This window comes from Variovorax sp. RO1 (assembly GCF_002849325.1).
In the GTDB taxonomy this organism is placed as follows: Bacteria; Pseudomonadota; Gammaproteobacteria; order Burkholderiales; family Burkholderiaceae_C; genus Variovorax.
On the sequence record NZ_PKMT01000004.1, the window covers coordinates 313,116 to 328,188 of the forward strand.

General features: G+C 61.6%; 18 protein-coding genes. 8 read left to right on the forward strand and 10 right to left on the reverse strand.

Features of this window, described 5'->3' with window-relative positions; translation table 11 throughout:
- The first annotated feature begins 5 nt into the window (after window positions 1–5).
- Genes CY658_RS21800 through CY658_RS21810 form a run of 3 tightly spaced genes read left to right on the forward strand, consistent with a single transcriptional unit; the run spans window position 6 to window position 2,061 of the window.
- Window positions 6–1,544: a phage tail fiber domain-containing protein gene (locus CY658_RS21800; protein ID WP_101492182.1), complete on the forward strand. Its 1,539-nt coding sequence runs from the start codon at window positions 6–8 to the stop codon at window positions 1,542–1,544.
- A gap of 59 nt (window positions 1,545–1,603) precedes the next feature.
- Entirely contained in the window at window positions 1,604–1,858 is a 255-nt protein-coding gene (locus CY658_RS21805; RefSeq protein WP_101492183.1) for a hypothetical protein, read from the forward strand.
- A complete protein-coding gene (locus CY658_RS21810) occupies window positions 1,855–2,061 on the forward strand; it encodes a hypothetical protein (protein WP_101492184.1) in 207 nt (68 codons plus the stop codon). Before CY658_RS21805 ends, CY658_RS21810 begins: the two co-directional genes overlap by 4 nt.
- A gap of 61 nt (window positions 2,062–2,122) precedes the next feature.
- Here CY658_RS21810 and CY658_RS21815 read toward each other — a convergent pair whose 3' ends face one another.
- From CY658_RS21815 to CY658_RS21850, 8 genes are all read right to left on the reverse strand, one after another.
- The gene (locus CY658_RS21815) at window positions 2,123–2,824 is read right to left on the reverse strand and encodes a hypothetical protein (protein WP_101492185.1); all 702 of its coding nucleotides are present in this window, start codon (window positions 2,822–2,824) and stop codon (window positions 2,123–2,125) included.
- On the reverse strand, window positions 2,811–4,058 hold the full coding sequence (locus CY658_RS21820; RefSeq protein WP_143713753.1) for a hypothetical protein: 1,248 nt from the start codon (window positions 4,056–4,058) through the stop codon (window positions 2,811–2,813). Before CY658_RS21820 ends, CY658_RS21815 begins: the two co-directional genes overlap by 14 nt.
- Before the next feature lie 770 nt (window positions 4,059–4,828).
- Complete coding sequence (locus tag CY658_RS21825; RefSeq protein ID WP_101492187.1) at window positions 4,829–5,062, reverse strand: hypothetical protein; 234 nt, start codon at window positions 5,060–5,062, stop codon at window positions 4,829–4,831.
- Between the two features lie 37 nt (window positions 5,063–5,099).
- Entirely contained in the window at window positions 5,100–5,609 is a 510-nt protein-coding gene (locus CY658_RS21830) for a hypothetical protein (RefSeq protein WP_101492188.1), read from the reverse strand.
- Between the two features lie 62 nt (window positions 5,610–5,671).
- Window positions 5,672–6,535 (reverse strand): DUF4231 domain-containing protein, encoded by an 864-nt coding sequence (locus tag CY658_RS21835; protein WP_101492189.1) that lies wholly within the window; start codon window positions 6,533–6,535, stop codon window positions 5,672–5,674.
- Window positions 6,536–6,550: 15 nt separating this feature from the next.
- Window positions 6,551–7,021 carry a TIR domain-containing protein gene (locus CY658_RS21840; RefSeq protein WP_101492190.1) on the reverse strand — a complete coding sequence of 157 codons (471 nt, stop codon included), beginning with the start codon at window positions 7,019–7,021 and terminating at the stop codon, window positions 6,551–6,553.
- Between the two features lie 370 nt (window positions 7,022–7,391).
- Complete coding sequence (locus CY658_RS21845) at window positions 7,392–8,150, reverse strand: 3-hydroxyacyl-CoA dehydrogenase (RefSeq protein ID WP_101492191.1); 759 nt, start codon at window positions 8,148–8,150, stop codon at window positions 7,392–7,394.
- A 129-nt stretch (window positions 8,151–8,279) separates the two neighbouring features.
- Window positions 8,280–8,831 (reverse strand): phasin family protein, encoded by a 552-nt coding sequence (locus CY658_RS21850; RefSeq protein ID WP_095950673.1) that lies wholly within the window; start codon window positions 8,829–8,831, stop codon window positions 8,280–8,282.
- Between the two features lie 184 nt (window positions 8,832–9,015).
- On the opposite strand from CY658_RS21850, the gene CY658_RS21855 reads away from it, so the two are divergent.
- Together CY658_RS21855 and CY658_RS21860 are read left to right on the forward strand one after the other, a co-directional pair.
- Window positions 9,016–9,942, forward strand: a complete 927-nt coding sequence (locus CY658_RS21855; RefSeq protein WP_101492192.1) for a histone deacetylase family protein — start codon at window positions 9,016–9,018, stop codon at window positions 9,940–9,942.
- Window positions 9,939–10,391, forward strand: a complete 453-nt coding sequence (locus CY658_RS21860) for an acyl-CoA thioesterase (protein WP_101492193.1) — start codon at window positions 9,939–9,941, stop codon at window positions 10,389–10,391. Before CY658_RS21855 ends, CY658_RS21860 begins: the two co-directional genes overlap by 4 nt.
- Before the next feature lie 58 nt (window positions 10,392–10,449).
- On the opposite strand, the gene CY658_RS21865 is transcribed toward CY658_RS21860, so the two are convergent.
- Together CY658_RS21865 and CY658_RS21870 are read right to left on the reverse strand one after the other, a co-directional pair.
- Window positions 10,450–10,860 (reverse strand): hypothetical protein, encoded by a 411-nt coding sequence (locus CY658_RS21865; protein WP_101492194.1) that lies wholly within the window; start codon window positions 10,858–10,860, stop codon window positions 10,450–10,452.
- Window positions 10,861–10,918: 58 nt separating this feature from the next.
- Complete coding sequence (locus CY658_RS21870) at window positions 10,919–11,152, reverse strand: CsbD family protein (protein ID WP_101492195.1); 234 nt, start codon at window positions 11,150–11,152, stop codon at window positions 10,919–10,921.
- 185 nt (window positions 11,153–11,337) lie between these two features.
- Here CY658_RS21870 and pncB point away from each other — a divergent pair, with 185 nt between their 5' ends.
- From pncB to CY658_RS21885, 3 genes are read left to right on the forward strand one after another with little or no spacing between them, the layout of a single operon-like run.
- Complete coding sequence (gene pncB / locus CY658_RS21875; RefSeq protein WP_101492196.1) at window positions 11,338–12,558, forward strand: nicotinate phosphoribosyltransferase; 1,221 nt, start codon at window positions 11,338–11,340, stop codon at window positions 12,556–12,558.
- Between the two features lie 49 nt (window positions 12,559–12,607).
- On the forward strand, window positions 12,608–14,020 hold the full coding sequence (locus CY658_RS21880) for a sodium:proton antiporter (RefSeq protein ID WP_101492197.1): 1,413 nt from the start codon (window positions 12,608–12,610) through the stop codon (window positions 14,018–14,020).
- A gap of 34 nt (window positions 14,021–14,054) precedes the next feature.
- A complete protein-coding gene (locus CY658_RS21885) occupies window positions 14,055–15,047 on the forward strand; it encodes a 2-hydroxyacid dehydrogenase (protein WP_101492198.1) in 993 nt (330 codons plus the stop codon).
- Window positions 15,048–15,073: the final 26 nt, after the last annotated feature.

Sequence of the window (15,073 nt, forward strand, 5' to 3'; positions counted from 1 at the left end):
GGACGATGACAGTCTCAGTTCAAGATCCAATCAAAAAGTATTTCGGAAACGGCTCGGCCGTCAGCTTCACCTATCCGTACCTGCTGCTCGACCAAGCAGACTTGAAGGTCTATCTCAACGGCGTTCTGGCGTCGGGCTACACAGTTACGGGGATCGGAAACGGCGGCGGTGGCGCGGTGATCTTTCCATCACCTCCGGCGAGCGGCACGCTGGTCATCCTCCAACGCCTTGTGGTGCTGAACAGAGAGACTGACTACCAAGAGGCTGCCGCAATTCCGACCGACACCCTTGATCGCGACTTCGACCGTGCATGGCTTGCGATTCAGGACACACGTGCAGCTGCACCGTTGACGCTCAATGGCTTGGGTGAGCTTGACGCAACGACAAAGCGGATCATCAATCTGGCCGATCCGATCAATGCGCAGGATGCTGTAACAAAAGCATGGGCGGAGACGGCGGGCACAGCCCAAGTCGCGCTCGCAGCTGCACAGGCGGTGATCGCCTCGAATGCAGCCAATGTTGCATCAGCAAGCTCGGCGGCTGCATCCTCCTCTCAATCTGCGGCGGCTGCATCGGCAACGATTGCAAACGCGGCGGTGGCAACTGTCGGAGTGTCGGAAACCAATGCTGCGGCGAGCGCAGTTGCTGCCGCTAGCTCACAGACCGGCGCAGCTGGATCGGCGGCGCAGGCAGTCACACAGGCGGGGCTAGCAGATGCTTCCAAGGTCGCAGCGGGAGTGTCCGAGGTAAACGCGGCTACGTCCGCTACGAACGCAAACACATCGAAGGTGGCGGCTGGTGTCTCTGAGACAAACGCAAGTGCTTCCGCAGTAAATGCAGCAGCAAGCGCTACGGCGGCAGCTGCGAGTGCAGCAAGCATCGCTGGTGGGCCGGTTGCTTCGATTGCCGGTCTCACTGGGGCCGTGACATCTGCAGCACTGAAGACGGCAACAGCGCTCAATCTGGTCAACAACACAGCCGACCTGAGCAAGCCGATAAGCACAGCAACACAGGCGGCGATCAATGCGCTAGCGGTCGCAACGACTGGAGACTTCAAGTTCGTGATGCGTGCGACTGCTCCAACTGGATGGGTCGCAGGCGATGGATCGACCATCGGGAATGTCGGCAGCGGCGCGACTCGTGCCAACGTTGACACACAAGCACTGTTCACCGCGTGGTGGACGGACTACACGAACGCACAGCTTCCGATCCTCACTTCGACAGGCACAGCAAGCACTCGCGGTGCCAGTGCCGCAGCCGACTGGACCGCTGGCAAGCGCCTCACCGTGTTCGATGTGCGCGAGAGGTTCATTCGTAGCTCGGGGACGGTCGTCATCAACGGCACCAAGTACGCCGAGTCTGTCGGCCCTCACACCCACCCAATCTCGCCGATGGTGGCGCTACCCGGCACAGGCGGCGGCAGCGGCTTCACGTACAACCAAGTCAGCACTGGCTCACCTCTTGGTGCAGGCAACACCGGAAGCCCAGCAGGAACTGAAACGGCACCTGTTCACATCGCAATGTTGGGGTGCTTCAAGCTATGACGTCCACGGGCCGGACGCTGCATGACCATAAATAGGGGGAAACAAAAATGACAGTATCTATGACCACGCCTACAAACCAGCCGATCAGCCTCACGAAGGCCGCATCAGCAATCCTTGTCCCCGTCATCGTCGCCCTCATCATCGGCGGGTTCACTTTGATCTGGAAGATGGACCGACTGACGGAAACCCTGACGTACAAATTTGAGACAGTCGCCAATCAAGTGAAGGGCCACGATGGCAAGCTTGAGGAGATCGACCGCCGCATCCGTGTGCTTGAACTCGAAGTCGCTCTAAACGCAAGGGGTCGCCGATGATCGTCAGGAATTTTTGGAGATCATGGTCATGGATTGCAGCATCGATCGGCCTCGTGCTTCCTGAACTGCTGTCCCTAATCGCATCGAACTCCGATCTGATTCCCTACCTCGACGCAGAAGCCACGGATGCGATTCGACTCGTGTGCCTGGTGCTCGTCGTCGTCTTGCGCCCGATCCCTCAGAAGGCTTTGCGCAATGACTGAGCGGTAGTGACTGGAGCGCCAGCTTACGGAGCAGCGACCGGCGCAAGGCGTTGCCGGCTTGCTAAATGTCCGACTTCGCCTTCTTGGCTGCATCTTCCCGCGCGCCGTTCGCACGGTTCTTGGCAGCTTCGCGGTCCGCCTCAAGGCGCTGTCTGCGCGCGGTCAAGACCGAGGGGTTGGTTAGCACGACCCGGGCGGCACCCAGCTTCATGGTCTCATCAGCACGCGTCCATGTGATGCCGTTGTCGTAAGAATCGCGCGCATTCGCCACCTCGGAGGTGGGCGGTCCATACCGTTGCGTGAACGCCTCCAGGAATGTGCCTGGATTTTTTCCTTCATGGAAAACGATGATCTCGCTCGCCTGCGCATCGAAAAAGCTGATACGAATGAGCTTGACTTGGTTTCCACCAATGGTTGCCATCCGCTGCATGGCTGGCGTCAACGAACTGGCAGGCAGATAAGTTGTCGTGCAATCCTGAAATTGCTGCCACATCCCTTGTGGAAGCCCGCTCTTCTTGACTGCGCACGTACGGACCTCAAGGTTCGACTCGCAGACCGTGGTCAGGTAGTTCTGGCGATCTGGTGAGCACTTGAATGCAGAGGTGCCGGTTGCCAAGCCGGCAAGCGCGTCCTGCTTGACATTGAGATTGAGGCCCTTCACTTCGAAAGTGGGCACGGCGGTCTGTGCCGGGGCGGGCACGCCAGTCGCACTGAGGACCGAAAACAGCAAGAGGGGCAGCGCGGTCCTTTTAGAAATCACCACGACGCTTCTCCTTGTCGGCCTTCGCTTTCACCCCATCAGCTTGGACCTTTGCATCTTCAAGCGCTTTCGCTGCAGCATCACGCTGCGCGCCAACGACCGGGCTGTGGATTTGCACACGATCACGCGACAGGGCCAACTGTTCGCCCTTGCCGTACCAGAAAGTCATTCCATCGCGCCTCTCGCGTGGCGCGCCGTATTTCGAAGAAAGCGCATCCTCGGCCGGTGCATTTTCCAGATTCGCGAACAACGTAACGTTGAGGGTCTTGTTCTGGAAGAACGAAACCTGGACCTCGACGACGTTCCGGCCTGCGAAGGTGGTCAGTGCCTGTACGCCTGCAGGCAGGCTAGAGGGGGCCGCCTGCACGGTCTTGCATTCCATCCGCTGCATCGGACCTTTTGGGGTGTCGACAACTTGCGGAATGCACGTCTTGGAATCCAGCACAGCGAAGCAGGTCTCCACTAGTTGGAAAGAGGGGCTGGGCTTGCAACTGAAGAACGAGCGACCCGGCGTCATGGCCATCAAACTCTCTTTGGTGAGCGCTAACGTGAGCCCTTTCAACTCGAAATTCTTCGCTTCGGTACTCCACTCAGCTTGCTGCTGCTTCCTGGTCGCCGCAGCACTCGCCTTCGCCTCAATGGCACTTGCTCGCCCGAGAATCTGCTGGTTCCGCTCCATGATGTCGGCAGTCGTGAGCTGAGCTGCGCAACTGTCTTCGAACCTGCGTCTGGCCATGGTGGCTGCGTTCTGATCACGCTGCGTGGCCTCCTGCGGCGGCACGATGCAGGAAGTCGATCGGGCAGCGCCCTGCGCGTAGTACTCCTTGATAACCAAGTAGGAGCAGAAGTTGCGCTTGTTCGTTTCGACGGCCTGCCTTAGCTCATCGATCGACTGCCGGCCATACATCCAGTCTCCGGAATCGTTGACCGAAGCGATGCACTCTCGTGGTGGGCGAGGCGACCAACCCGCCGATTGCTGCGCCGCGTCAGGCGCAGCCGGCGAAGCTGAAGTTATCGGCACATCCGGCCGAAGCTCTCTGGCTCGCAGGCTCTGCGGTGTCGAGCCCAACGGCTGGGCTGCGGCACCTTGCTGGCCAGCCTTCGCTAGACCATCAAGTGCCTGAAAGAAGTTTTGCACATCGCGCTGCTGCGCGCTGGCGCTACAGCCAAAGGCCGCAAGCGATACAAAAAGGGTGATGGCGGGCAATGCCCGGCCAACTTCGAATCCGCGGCGCATAAGGTCCCTCATGTTGTTCTGGGGACAACCAGGGATTCGGGCCGTCCTTCCACGCTTTGACGCGCGTGTCGATGATACGAATGGATACATGGCCGGTCAATGCGATCGTAGCGATACCAAGATCGAGCTACGGCCCGCGACCGCAAACGCAATCGCTTCAATCTCCAATTGCTGTCTCGGAAATCTAGGAATCCGTCAAGACGTGTTCGTGGGGCGCTTGTCGCGGCTCACGAAGAATTGATTCGTGCAGCGGCCAAGTGGTCCGTCTATCGCTTGTTGAGATCGAATCGCTGGCCTTCGTTCAGCATGGTCTGGTTTTAGGCAATCAGCAGACCCTCATTTCTCCTGCGCCTGCTTGCAACTAGTGCCCTGCTTGAGGGTGTCTGAACCAGAGCAGAAGTAGGTCTTGGTATTGCACTTGGCGGTCCATGAGGAAGTGTGCATGTTCAATCTGTAGTCTGAGATTGAGACTTCACTTGGACTGCAGCCGATCGCGCCGGACGAAGCCGACTGCAAACTTGCCGTTGATGCTGCACAACCGGAAAGCAAGAGCAATGGTATGAGGCGCATCCCTCGGAGTCGGCAAGTCTTCATGTAGGGCCCTAACGACAAGAGAACATCTTGCGGAATGTGCCTTGGATCACGCCTTCCGACAAGAGCCGCACAGGGCGCTCCCTCAAATTCGTGCTGTTCGGGTGCCTCGTTGTCGCGCTGATGGGGCTGTGATGCGTGTCGATGCATTCCCATCTCAGTGAAAAAAGAGGTAGGAGCTACTGATCGGCTTGGGGTTGCGATTGTTGTGCGCGTTCGGCAGCTTCTTTCTTTGCGGCTGCGGCCATGTCGAACATCTTCTTCTGCATCGCTCGTGAGTCGATGACGACTTGAAGTCGGCGAGCTTCTTCGGCACGCAGACGGGCTGCACCAGCTGGATCAAAGCGCTCGCCAACATAGTTGGCCTGGTTCTCTTCCGGAAAATCTTCGAAGTAATCTGACCATTCACCCATCTCGTTCTCCTCGTTGAATGTTCGACTCTGCAAGGTGCTAGGCACCGTACTCCATGTTCAACCTCTGTTTGATCTTGAAACGCAACTGACGCCAGATCGAAATCGGCTCGTAGGTCTCGAAGGTGACGCTTGGATGCTTCTGTGTTGAGGTCCGTGCGTAAGCGCCGACGATGTCCTTCCTAGACAAGTCCACATGAACTTCATACCGTTCATTGCGCGCCCTCAGTATGGAACTCCCGCTATAGGCATCTCTGGAGAGCTCATCGCCAAAATGGTTCGCCCATAGGTCGGGAACGGAGAGAAGCTTGCCGTCGCCGAGTACAAATCCGTAGTCGGTGACCTCCAGCGTGTGGTCACTACGGCTGATTACGTGCATTGCGTAGCCAGGTGATTCGTCATAATGAGCTGACCCATAGCGGACTTGAATTCTGTCTGACTCTGCACGTACCTTCCACCACCAGTTGATGAGGAATGACATGAGGCCGCCCACCATTGCACCAACGGTAGAGGCGATGCCGACGATCTTTCCGATCTCTTCGATGTCCATGTCAAATCGCTCCGCTTAGAGCTTCCGAGCGTCGCTTTGCGCGACGCAGTTCCCCGTAGCGGTTACACGTCTTTCCTGGCGACCCATTGGGTGTGCTCACGCGAGAACGCATTCTCTGCATCGCCGACAAACAGGGAAAACTCCTCATCGGTACTGGGTAGCAGCGACTGCTCTCGGATAAGGCTAATTTCATGTGCCGCCAGCGCGTAAGACGCAGCAAGTTCAGAAAACCTCTTTGCTTGCATCCAACTCAATAAGCTGGCCGCAGCAGCGACCAAGACGTCAGTCGGCCAGTACGGCACTTCGACAAACTTGATCCTCAGGATTGCGCAGACGACGGCGACCGCATTGGTCACGATTAGCGCCCAGAAGAACCCATTGGAAGTTCTTCGGTTGAAGGCCGCTTTTTTGACATACCAAGTGAGCTGGTTACCAATGCGACTCGTTGCGTACTTCGCCTTTCTTTCCTCTAGGGATTGCGCCCGCATCTGAGCCATGACTTCAGTTATCTGGGGTGCGTCCAGGTGGTTCGTAAGGCTCTGGACGACCTCTCTGTTCTGCTCAACGACAGCTTTCAACTTCTGCCGCAAGTCGCTCTTGGCCGCAGCGTCGCCGCCTTGGAAAGGCTCGGCTCGGCAGACGTAGCGCCAAGTAATTGTCTTGATGGACTCAGCCACCGCCCGACCGGCATACCAAAGGCGATCAGGTCGCCGGCTGAACAGGTAGATCGAGCATGACAACGCCCCGAGCAGTGCAAGCAGTTGAAATGCCGCAACTGACCAGTGGGGGATGCTCACAATAGACAGCACAGCCGCGACAACCAGCAAGATCAAGTGCAACTTAAGAGCGCGGAAAAAGTGCCTCTGTGACGCCAGTGATAGTTCGTCGGCTGACCTGTAGAGGGCGGGAAAGTCCTGCTCTTGCATACCTCGGACCTTCAATCAGTAGCCGAGCTGGGTGTAGACGTGATCCTTGTAGTGGAAGTCGTCATTCGCCCCCATCTCGTAGTTCGCCAGCGCGTGGGCGATGATCTTTGGAGAGAACGGCACGAAAATGGCTCCAATGTTTCGGATGATCGGTGGGCAGGTTGCGTCGACGACGCGGCGGGAACCGTCGATGTTGATGCCGATGATCCTGCACTTCTTCTCGATGGCGACCTCCATCTCCCAGCGGACGTACTTGTGCTTTGACCGCGTGTCCTGACCGATCAGCACGGCAAACGTGCCGGCCATGTCGATACGCTCGCGGCACTTTCGCTTGATGTAGGCCTCATTCTCGGAATTGATCTCGTTTTCGAGTTGGACGTCTGCGAAATTGAAGTCAATGTGCTCATTGGCTTTCCATGCCTGCATGAGCCTGTAGTACCGAATGTCAGTGCTGCTGAATCCGACGAACGTCCGTGGAAGTCCCATGCTCAATACCCCTTATGAAATAATTTGGTTACATCTGGGGCATGTTACCTGCACTTCAAGTTATTAAGAAAGATTACTTCTTAGATGGGAGTGCTGAGCGTTTGTTGACGGCAGACGAAGGCTGCGTGTTGAGGAGACGGCGAACCTTCGACCCTCGCATTGCGAACGACATCCGGATCGTCAACTCGCCGCACCTTTTTGCCGGAGTCAATAGGGTTACATGATCACCCTTGCGTCTGAGGTGATCCCATTTCCAACGACGGCTTACCCCACTGAATTCGCAGCTTCGATTGAGTGACCAAACTCGATAGTCACCCTAAATCGCATCGCTACAAAAAAGGGAGCGCGAAGCTCCCTATTCATGCGGCTTTTAGCGAGGGGCCAATCGAATCGCTCCGTCCAGACGAATCACCTCGCCGTTGAGCATGTCGTTCTCGATGATGTGCTTGGCCAGCTTGGCGTAGTCGTCGGGCGTACCCAGGCGCGAGGGGAAGGGCACGCTGGCGGCCAGCGCGTCCTGCACCTCTTGCGGCATGCCGAACAGCATGGGCGTGCCGAAGATGCCGGGGGCGATGGTCATGTTGCGGATGCCGCTGCGCGCGAGGTCGCGGGCGATCGGCAGGGTCATGCCGACCACACCGCCCTTCGAGGCGCTGTAGGCGGCCTGACCGATCTGGCCGTCGTAGGCCGCGACCGAGGCGGTCGAAATCAGCACGCCGCGTTCGCCGGTGGCTTCGGGCTCGTTCTTGCCCATGGCATCGGCCGCGAGGCGGATCATGTTGAAGCTGCCGATCAGGTTGACCGTGACGGTCTTGCTGAACACGGCCAGCGCGTGCGGGCCGTTCTTGCCCACGGTCTTCTCGGCCGGTGCGATGCCGGCGCAATTGACCAGGCCCATGAGCTTGCCGAGCTTGACGGCGGCAGCCACCACGGCCTGGCCGTCGGCTTCCTGGCTCACGTCGCACTTGACGAACACGCCGCCGATTTCCTTCGCAACGGCTTCGCCCTTGTCAGCCTGCATGTCGGCGATGATCACCTTGGCGCCGTTGGCGGCCAGCATGCGCGCCGTGCCTTCGCCGAGGCCCGAAGCGCCACCGGTCACGATAAAAACCTTGCCGTCGATTTGCATGAAAAGTCTCCAGAGATGAGACCTGCATTATCGAAGACGCCGCCGGACGAAAAAAAAGGCCTCGTCGTGAGACGAGGCCCTGAATTGGATCCGTGAGGACCCAAGGAGACAACTGGTGGTGGTCGGTGCTTAGCGCTTGCGCGAAGCGGTGGCCGTCTTGGCAGCGGCGACGGCTTGGGTCGACACGGCGTTGAAGTTGGCTTCGGCGACGTCCGACGCTTGCTTGACGGCCTTCTGGACCGATTCGAAAGCGTTGTTGGCGGCAGCCACGGCGCTCTTCAGCACGGCGACGGCGGTTTCCGAGCCGGCGGGGGCGTTCTTGGAAGCGCTGTCGACGAGGCCGACGAAGGCTTGCTGGGCTTCAGCGGCCTTGGCTTCGAAAGCCTTCGAGAATTCGGTGCTGGTGCCTTGGGCGATGTCGTACAGGTGACGGCTGTAGGCAGCGGTCTTTTCGGCCAGGGGCTGGAACAGGCTGGCTTGCAGCGTCAGCAGCTCCTGGGCGTCCTTGACGTTCAGGGCAGCTTGAGCGGTGCTCTGGGCTTCGGTCAGGGCGGCCTTGGAAGCGGTCACGTTCAGTTCGACCAGCTTTTCAACGCCTTCGAAAGCCTTGGTGGTCAGGCCGAACAGGGTTTCGAGGTTTGCTTTTTGAGCGGCGAGGATTTGGTCAGCGGTCAGGGCCATTTGAGATCTCCAGAAAGGATGATGGGGTGGTCGATTCACGTTGCGCTGCGCCTCGTCGTTCATGTTGCGGTGCAGCATGGCCTGAAGTATAGGCAGCTGAACGCAGCGATCAAGCGGTTTTTGCTGCTGTGCAGCAATTTAGAAGTGGCCTTCTAAATCGGGCCTGCGCGGCCAGAATGCGGCCATGCGTGCTTTCTATTCCGGGCAGTTCGTGCTGCCCCTGCCGCCGGGCCACCGCTTTCCCATGTCGCGCTACGCGATGCTGCGCGACCGCCTGCAAGAGCAACTGCCGGCCGTCGAGATGGACCCGGCTCCGCGCGCCACCGACGACGAGCTTGCGCTGGCCCACACGCCCGAATGGATCGCCGCCGTCAGCGAAGGCCGCGTGAGCCCGCAGGCCATGCGCGAGATCGGCTTCCCCTGGAGCGAGGCGATGGTCGAGCGCTCGCGCCGTTCCACCGGCGCCACCATCGCGGCTTGCCGCGCCGCCTTCGCGGGCGGCGTGTCGGCCAACATGGCGGGCGGCACGCACCACGCCTACGCAGACAAGGGCAGCGGCTTCTGCGTCTTCAACGACGCAGCGGTGGCCGCGCGGCTCATGCAGGCTGAGCAGGCCCGCGCCGGCCGGCTGCTCAGGGTGGCGATGATCGATCTCGACGTGCACCAGGGCAACGGCACCGCCCGCATCTTCCAGGGCGACCCGAGCGTGTTCACGCTGTCGGTGCACGGCCAGAAGAACTTCCCGTTCCGCAAGGAGGCGAGCGACCTCGACGTGGAGCTGCCCGACGGCTGCGGCGACGCCGACTACCTCGCGGCGCTGGAGCACGCGCTCGACGAACTCGACCGCCGCTTCTCCCCCGGCCTCGTGATCTATCTGGCCGGCGCCGACCCCTTCGAGCGCGACCGGCTGGGTCGCCTCAAGCTGAGCTTCGACGGCCTGGAGGCGCGCGACCGCCGCGTGTTCGACTGGACCTGGCAGCGCCGCATCCCGACGGCCTTCGCGATGGCCGGTGGCTACGCCAGCGACATCGCCGAGACGGTGCAGGTGCAGCTGGGCACCTTCCGGGTGGCGCTGGACTACTGGCGCCGCTGGCAAAATGCCGCGCGATGAGCGCCCCGACACCTACTCCCAAGCCCACGCCCCACACCCGCAGCGCCTACCGGGCGTTTCGCAGCATCCCGACGCGCTGGGCCGACAACGACATGTACGGCCACGTCAACAACGTCGTCTACTACAGCTGGTTCGACACCGCGGTGAACGCGCTGCTCATCGAGCGCGGCGCGCTCGACATCCACGGCGGCCAGACGATCGGCTTCGTGGTCGAGACGCAGTGCAACTATTTCGCGCCGGTCGCGTTCCCGCAGACGGTGGAGGCGGGCATCCGCGTGGCGCAAGCAGGGCGCTCGAGCGTGCGCTACGAGATCGCACTCTTCGCCGAGGGCTCCGACAGCGCCGCCGCGCAGGGCCACTTCGTGCATGTGTACGTCGACCGCGCAACGCAGCGGCCGGTGCCATTGCCCGAGGCGCTGCAGCAGGTGGTCGATTCGCTGCGCGCCTGAGTGCCCACGAAAAACGGCGCCCGCAGGCGCCGTCGTGGTCAGTGGGGCATGACCCCGCTTACATCGTCTTCTTCATGGCCTTGATGTCGGCCTTGCCCTGGGCTTCGTCGGCCTTGGCCTGCTTCACGCAGGCGGACTTGGCCTCGCCCTGCTGGTCGTCGCACTTTTCCTTCGCGACTTCATAGGCGGCCTTCACCTTCTCTTCGGCCACCTTGCGGGCATGGCTGTCGCTCGGCTGGTACTGCTGTTCCAGTTCGGCCTTGGCCACTTCTTCCTTGCCCTTGGCTTCCTTCTGGCAGACGTCCTTGGCGTTGTCCTTCATCGTGTCGCACTGGGCCTTGGCGACCTTGTAGTCGGCCTCGACCTTTTCCTTGGCGACCTTGTACTCGTCCTTGGTCATCGCGCCGGCCTGGCTGGCAACGAAGCAGGTGGAGGCGAGGGCGAGCATGACGAGGTGTTGTTTTTTCATGGTGTGTGTCCTTTGCGGTGAGTGGCTGGAAGAAGGAGGGCGCAGGGCGCTGTCGTTCTCAGTACTTTTCGAACCAGAGGGCGTCGGGCGAGCGGCCGTCGCGAGATTCCCAGTCCTTGACCTGCTTCTCGGCCTCGTCGCGGCTGATGCCGTGGCGTTCCTGGATGCGGCCCAGCAGCTGGTCGCGCTTGCCGGCGATGACGTCGAAGTCGTCGTCGGTCAGCTTGCCCCATTGCTCCTTGACCTTGCCCTTGAGCTGCTTCCAGTTGCCTTCGATGGTGTCCTTGTTCATGCGAATCTCCTTGCGTAAGAGTGATGACCCGGCGGAACATGCCGCCGCCGTGAAATCAATGTCGCGTGGGTGATTCCCCCTGCCGGTAGGACGTGCAGTGCGGCCTTCGTAGGCAGAGGCCGACTCAGGCCGTGATAATGGAACGGACGCCGCAGCCAGAGACCCGAGACACCGCGCACCGCACCATGATCATTCACAGCCTGCTCGACACCGACCTCTACAAGTTCACGATGATGCAGGTGGTCCTGCACCACTTTCCGGGGGCGCGGGTCGAGTACCGCTTCAAGTGCCGCAACCCCGGCGTCAACCTCGCGCAGTTCGCGGGACAGATCCGCGACGAGATCCGCAGCCTGTGTTCGCTGCAGTTCCGCGACGCCGAACTCGCCTACCTGCGATCGATGCGCTTCATCAAGAGCGACTTCGTCGACTTCCTCGGGCTGTTCCGGCTCAATGAGAAGTACATCAACGTCATCCCCCAGCCCTCGGGCGAGCTCGAGATCCGCATCAAGGGCCCGTGGCTGCACACCATCCTGTTCGAGATCCCGGTGCTGGCCATCGTGAACGAGGTCTACTTTCGCAACACGCAGAAGAACCCCGACTTCGAAGAAGGCCGCCGCCGCCTCGACATCAAGATCAGCCAGCTGCAAGAGGCCGGCCTCGGCGACCTCAAGATTGCCGACTACGGCACGCGCCGCCGCTTCTCCAAAGACTGGCATGAAGAGGTGCTGCGCACGCTGACCCAGCGGCTTGGCGCCGTGGTCTCGCCGCCGGCCAAGTCGCCCGCCGGCGAACACCTGCCGCAGCTGGCGGGCACCAGCAACGTGCTGTACGCCATGAAGCTGGGCCTCATTCCGCTGGGCACCATGGCGCACGAGTACCTGCAGGCCTGCCAGGCGCTGGGCCCGCGGCTGCGCGACAGCCAGATCTTCGGCTTCGAGAGCTGGGCCCGTGAGTACCGCGGCGACCTGGGCATTGCGCTGTCCGACGTGTACGGAATGAGCGCCTTCCTGCGCGACTTCGACCTGTACTTCTGCAAGCTCTTCGACGGCGCGCGCCACGACAGCGGCGACCCGTTCCAGTGGGGCGAGCGCATGCTGGCGCACTACCACGCGAACCGGGTCGATCCGCTCACCAAGACGCTGATCTTCAGCGACGGCCTCACGGTGCCCCGCACCATCGAGCTCTACCAGCAGTTCCGCGGCCGCTGCCTGCTGGCCTTCGGCATCGGCACCAACCTCACCAACGACCTCGGCTACGAGCCGCTGCAGATCGTCATCAAGATGATCCAGTGCAACGACCAGCCGGTGGCCAAGCTGTCGGACACGCCGTCCAAGAACATGTGCGAGGACGAGAAATACCTGGCCTACCTGCGCCAGGTGTTCGAGATCGAACAACCCCCCGTGTGAACCCTGTACCGATCTCCGTGCAGCACTTCGTCTGGTACGGTACAGCCCCATGAAAAAATCCCTCCGACTGGCCGCGGCCGCGCTGCTGCCGCTGATGTTTCCTGCCCTGGCGTCGGCCGCCGAATTCAACGGCGCCACGCTGTCGCCGCTGTGGGGCGTGCCCTTCGCGGGCATCCTGCTGTCGATCGCGCTCATGCCGTTGCTGGTGCCGTCGTTCTGGCACCACCACTACGGCAAGGTGTCGGCGGCCTGGTCGCTGGCCTTCCTGCTGCCGTTCGCCGCGATCTACGGCGCGCCGCTGGCCGGGGCGCAGACGGTGCATGCGCTGGTCGAGGAATACATCCCCTTCATCATCCTGCTCACTGCGCTGTTCACGGTGGCGGGGGGCATCCACATCCGCGGCAACCTGCATGGCGCGCCCGGGCTCAACACGGCCATCCTGGCCATCGGAGCGGTGCTCGCGAGCTTCATGGGGACCACGGGCGCCTCGATGCTGCTGATTCGCCCGCTGATCCGCGCCAACGACAACCGGGCGAACCGCGCACACGTGGTCGTGTTCTTCATCTTCATCGTCTCGAACGCGGGCGGCTCGCTCACGCCGCTGGGCGATCCGCCGCTGTTCCTGGGCTTCCTGAAGGGCGTCGACTTCTTCTGGACCGCCAAGCACATCCTGCCCGACACGCTGTTCATCCTGGCCGTGCTGCTCGTGCTGTTCTACCTGATCGACCGTTACTACTACCGCAAGGAAGGCGTGCTGCCGGTCGACCCGACGCCCGACACCAAGCGCATCGGCTTCGACGGCGCCATCAACTTCGTGCTGCTCGGCGGCGTGGTCGCGCTGGTGCTGATCAGCGGCTTCTGGAAGTCGCCGGTCACCTTCGACATCTACGGTTCCACGATGGGTCTGCCGGGGCTGGTGCGCGATGTGGGCCTCATTGCCATCACGCTGCTGTCGCTGAAGATCACCGCCGCCAAGGTGCACGCCGACAACCAGTTCGAGTGGGGCCCGATGGCCGAGGTGGCCAAGCTCTTCGCCGGCATCTTCCTGACCATCATCCCGGTGATCGCCATGCTCAAGGCCGGCACGCAGGGCCCGTTCGGCGCCATCGTCGCGGCCGTGACGCGCGCCGACGGCCAGCCCGACCCGGCCATGTACTTCTGGGCCACCGGCATCCTGAGCTCGTTCCTGGACAACGCGCCCACCTACCTCGTGTTCTTCAACACGGCGGGCGGCGACCCGGTGGCGCTCATGACCACCTACGCCACCACGCTGGCCGCCATCTCGGCGGGCGCCGTGTTCATGGGCGCGAACACGTACATCGGCAACGCGCCGAACCTGATGGTCAAGGCCATCGCCGAAAGCCGCGGCGTGCGCATGCCCAGCTTCTTCGGCTACATGCTGTGGTCGGGTGCGATCCTGATCCCGCTGTTCGTGCTGACCACCTTCATCTTCTTCGTCTGATCCTTCCCACACGTTCAAGAAAGAGACACGTTCCATGAGCAGCAGCAAGCCCAAGATCCTGGTCGCGCGCGCGGTGTTCCCCGAGACCCTCGCGCGCCTGGCGCAGCACTTCGAGGTCGAGTCGAACCAGGCCGATGAGACCTGGAGCAAGGACCAACTGATCGCGAAGCTGCAAGGCAAGCAGGGCGCCTTCACCACCGGCAGCGAGCGAATCGATGCCGCCGTGCTCGACGCCTGCCCCGAGCTGAAGATCTGCGCCAACATGGCCGTGGGCTACAACAACTTCGACGTCGACGCCATGGCCGCGCGCGGCGTGCTCGGCACCAACGCGCCCGACGTGCTGACCGAGACCACGGCCGACTTCGGCTTTGCGCTGCTCATGGCCACTGCGCGCCGCATCACCGAGAGCGAACACTTCCTGCGTGCCGGCAAGTGGGAAAAGTGGAGCTACGACATGTTCGCCGGCTCCGACATCCACGGGTCCACGCTCGGCATCATCGGCATGGGCCGCATCGGGCAGGGCATTGCCAAGCGTGGCGCACACGGCTTCGGCATGAACGTGATCTATCACAACCGTTCGCGCCTCGATGCCGCGCTCGAAGCCGAATGCAAGGCCAGCTACGTCGGCAAGGAAGAGCTGCTCAAGACCGCCGACCACGTCGTGCTGGTCGTGCCGTACTCGCCGGCGTCGCACCACACCATCGGCGCGGCCGAGATCGCGCTCATGAAGCCGACCGCCACGCTGATCAACATCGCGCGCGGCGGCATCGTCGACGACGCCGCGCTGGCCGTGGCGCTGCGCGAAAAGCGCATCGCCGCCGCCGGCCTCGACGTGTTCGAGGGCGAGCCGAAGGTCCACCCCGACCTGCTCACCGTGCCCAACGTCGTGCTCACGCCGCACATCGCCAGCGCCACCGTGCCCACGCGCCGCGCGATGGCCGACCTGGCGGCCGACAACCTCATCGCCTGGGGCAGCGGCAAGGGCCCACTGACACCCGTCACGCCGGTGCCATCGGCCACGAAATAGTCCAACCTGACCGCGAGAGCGACACG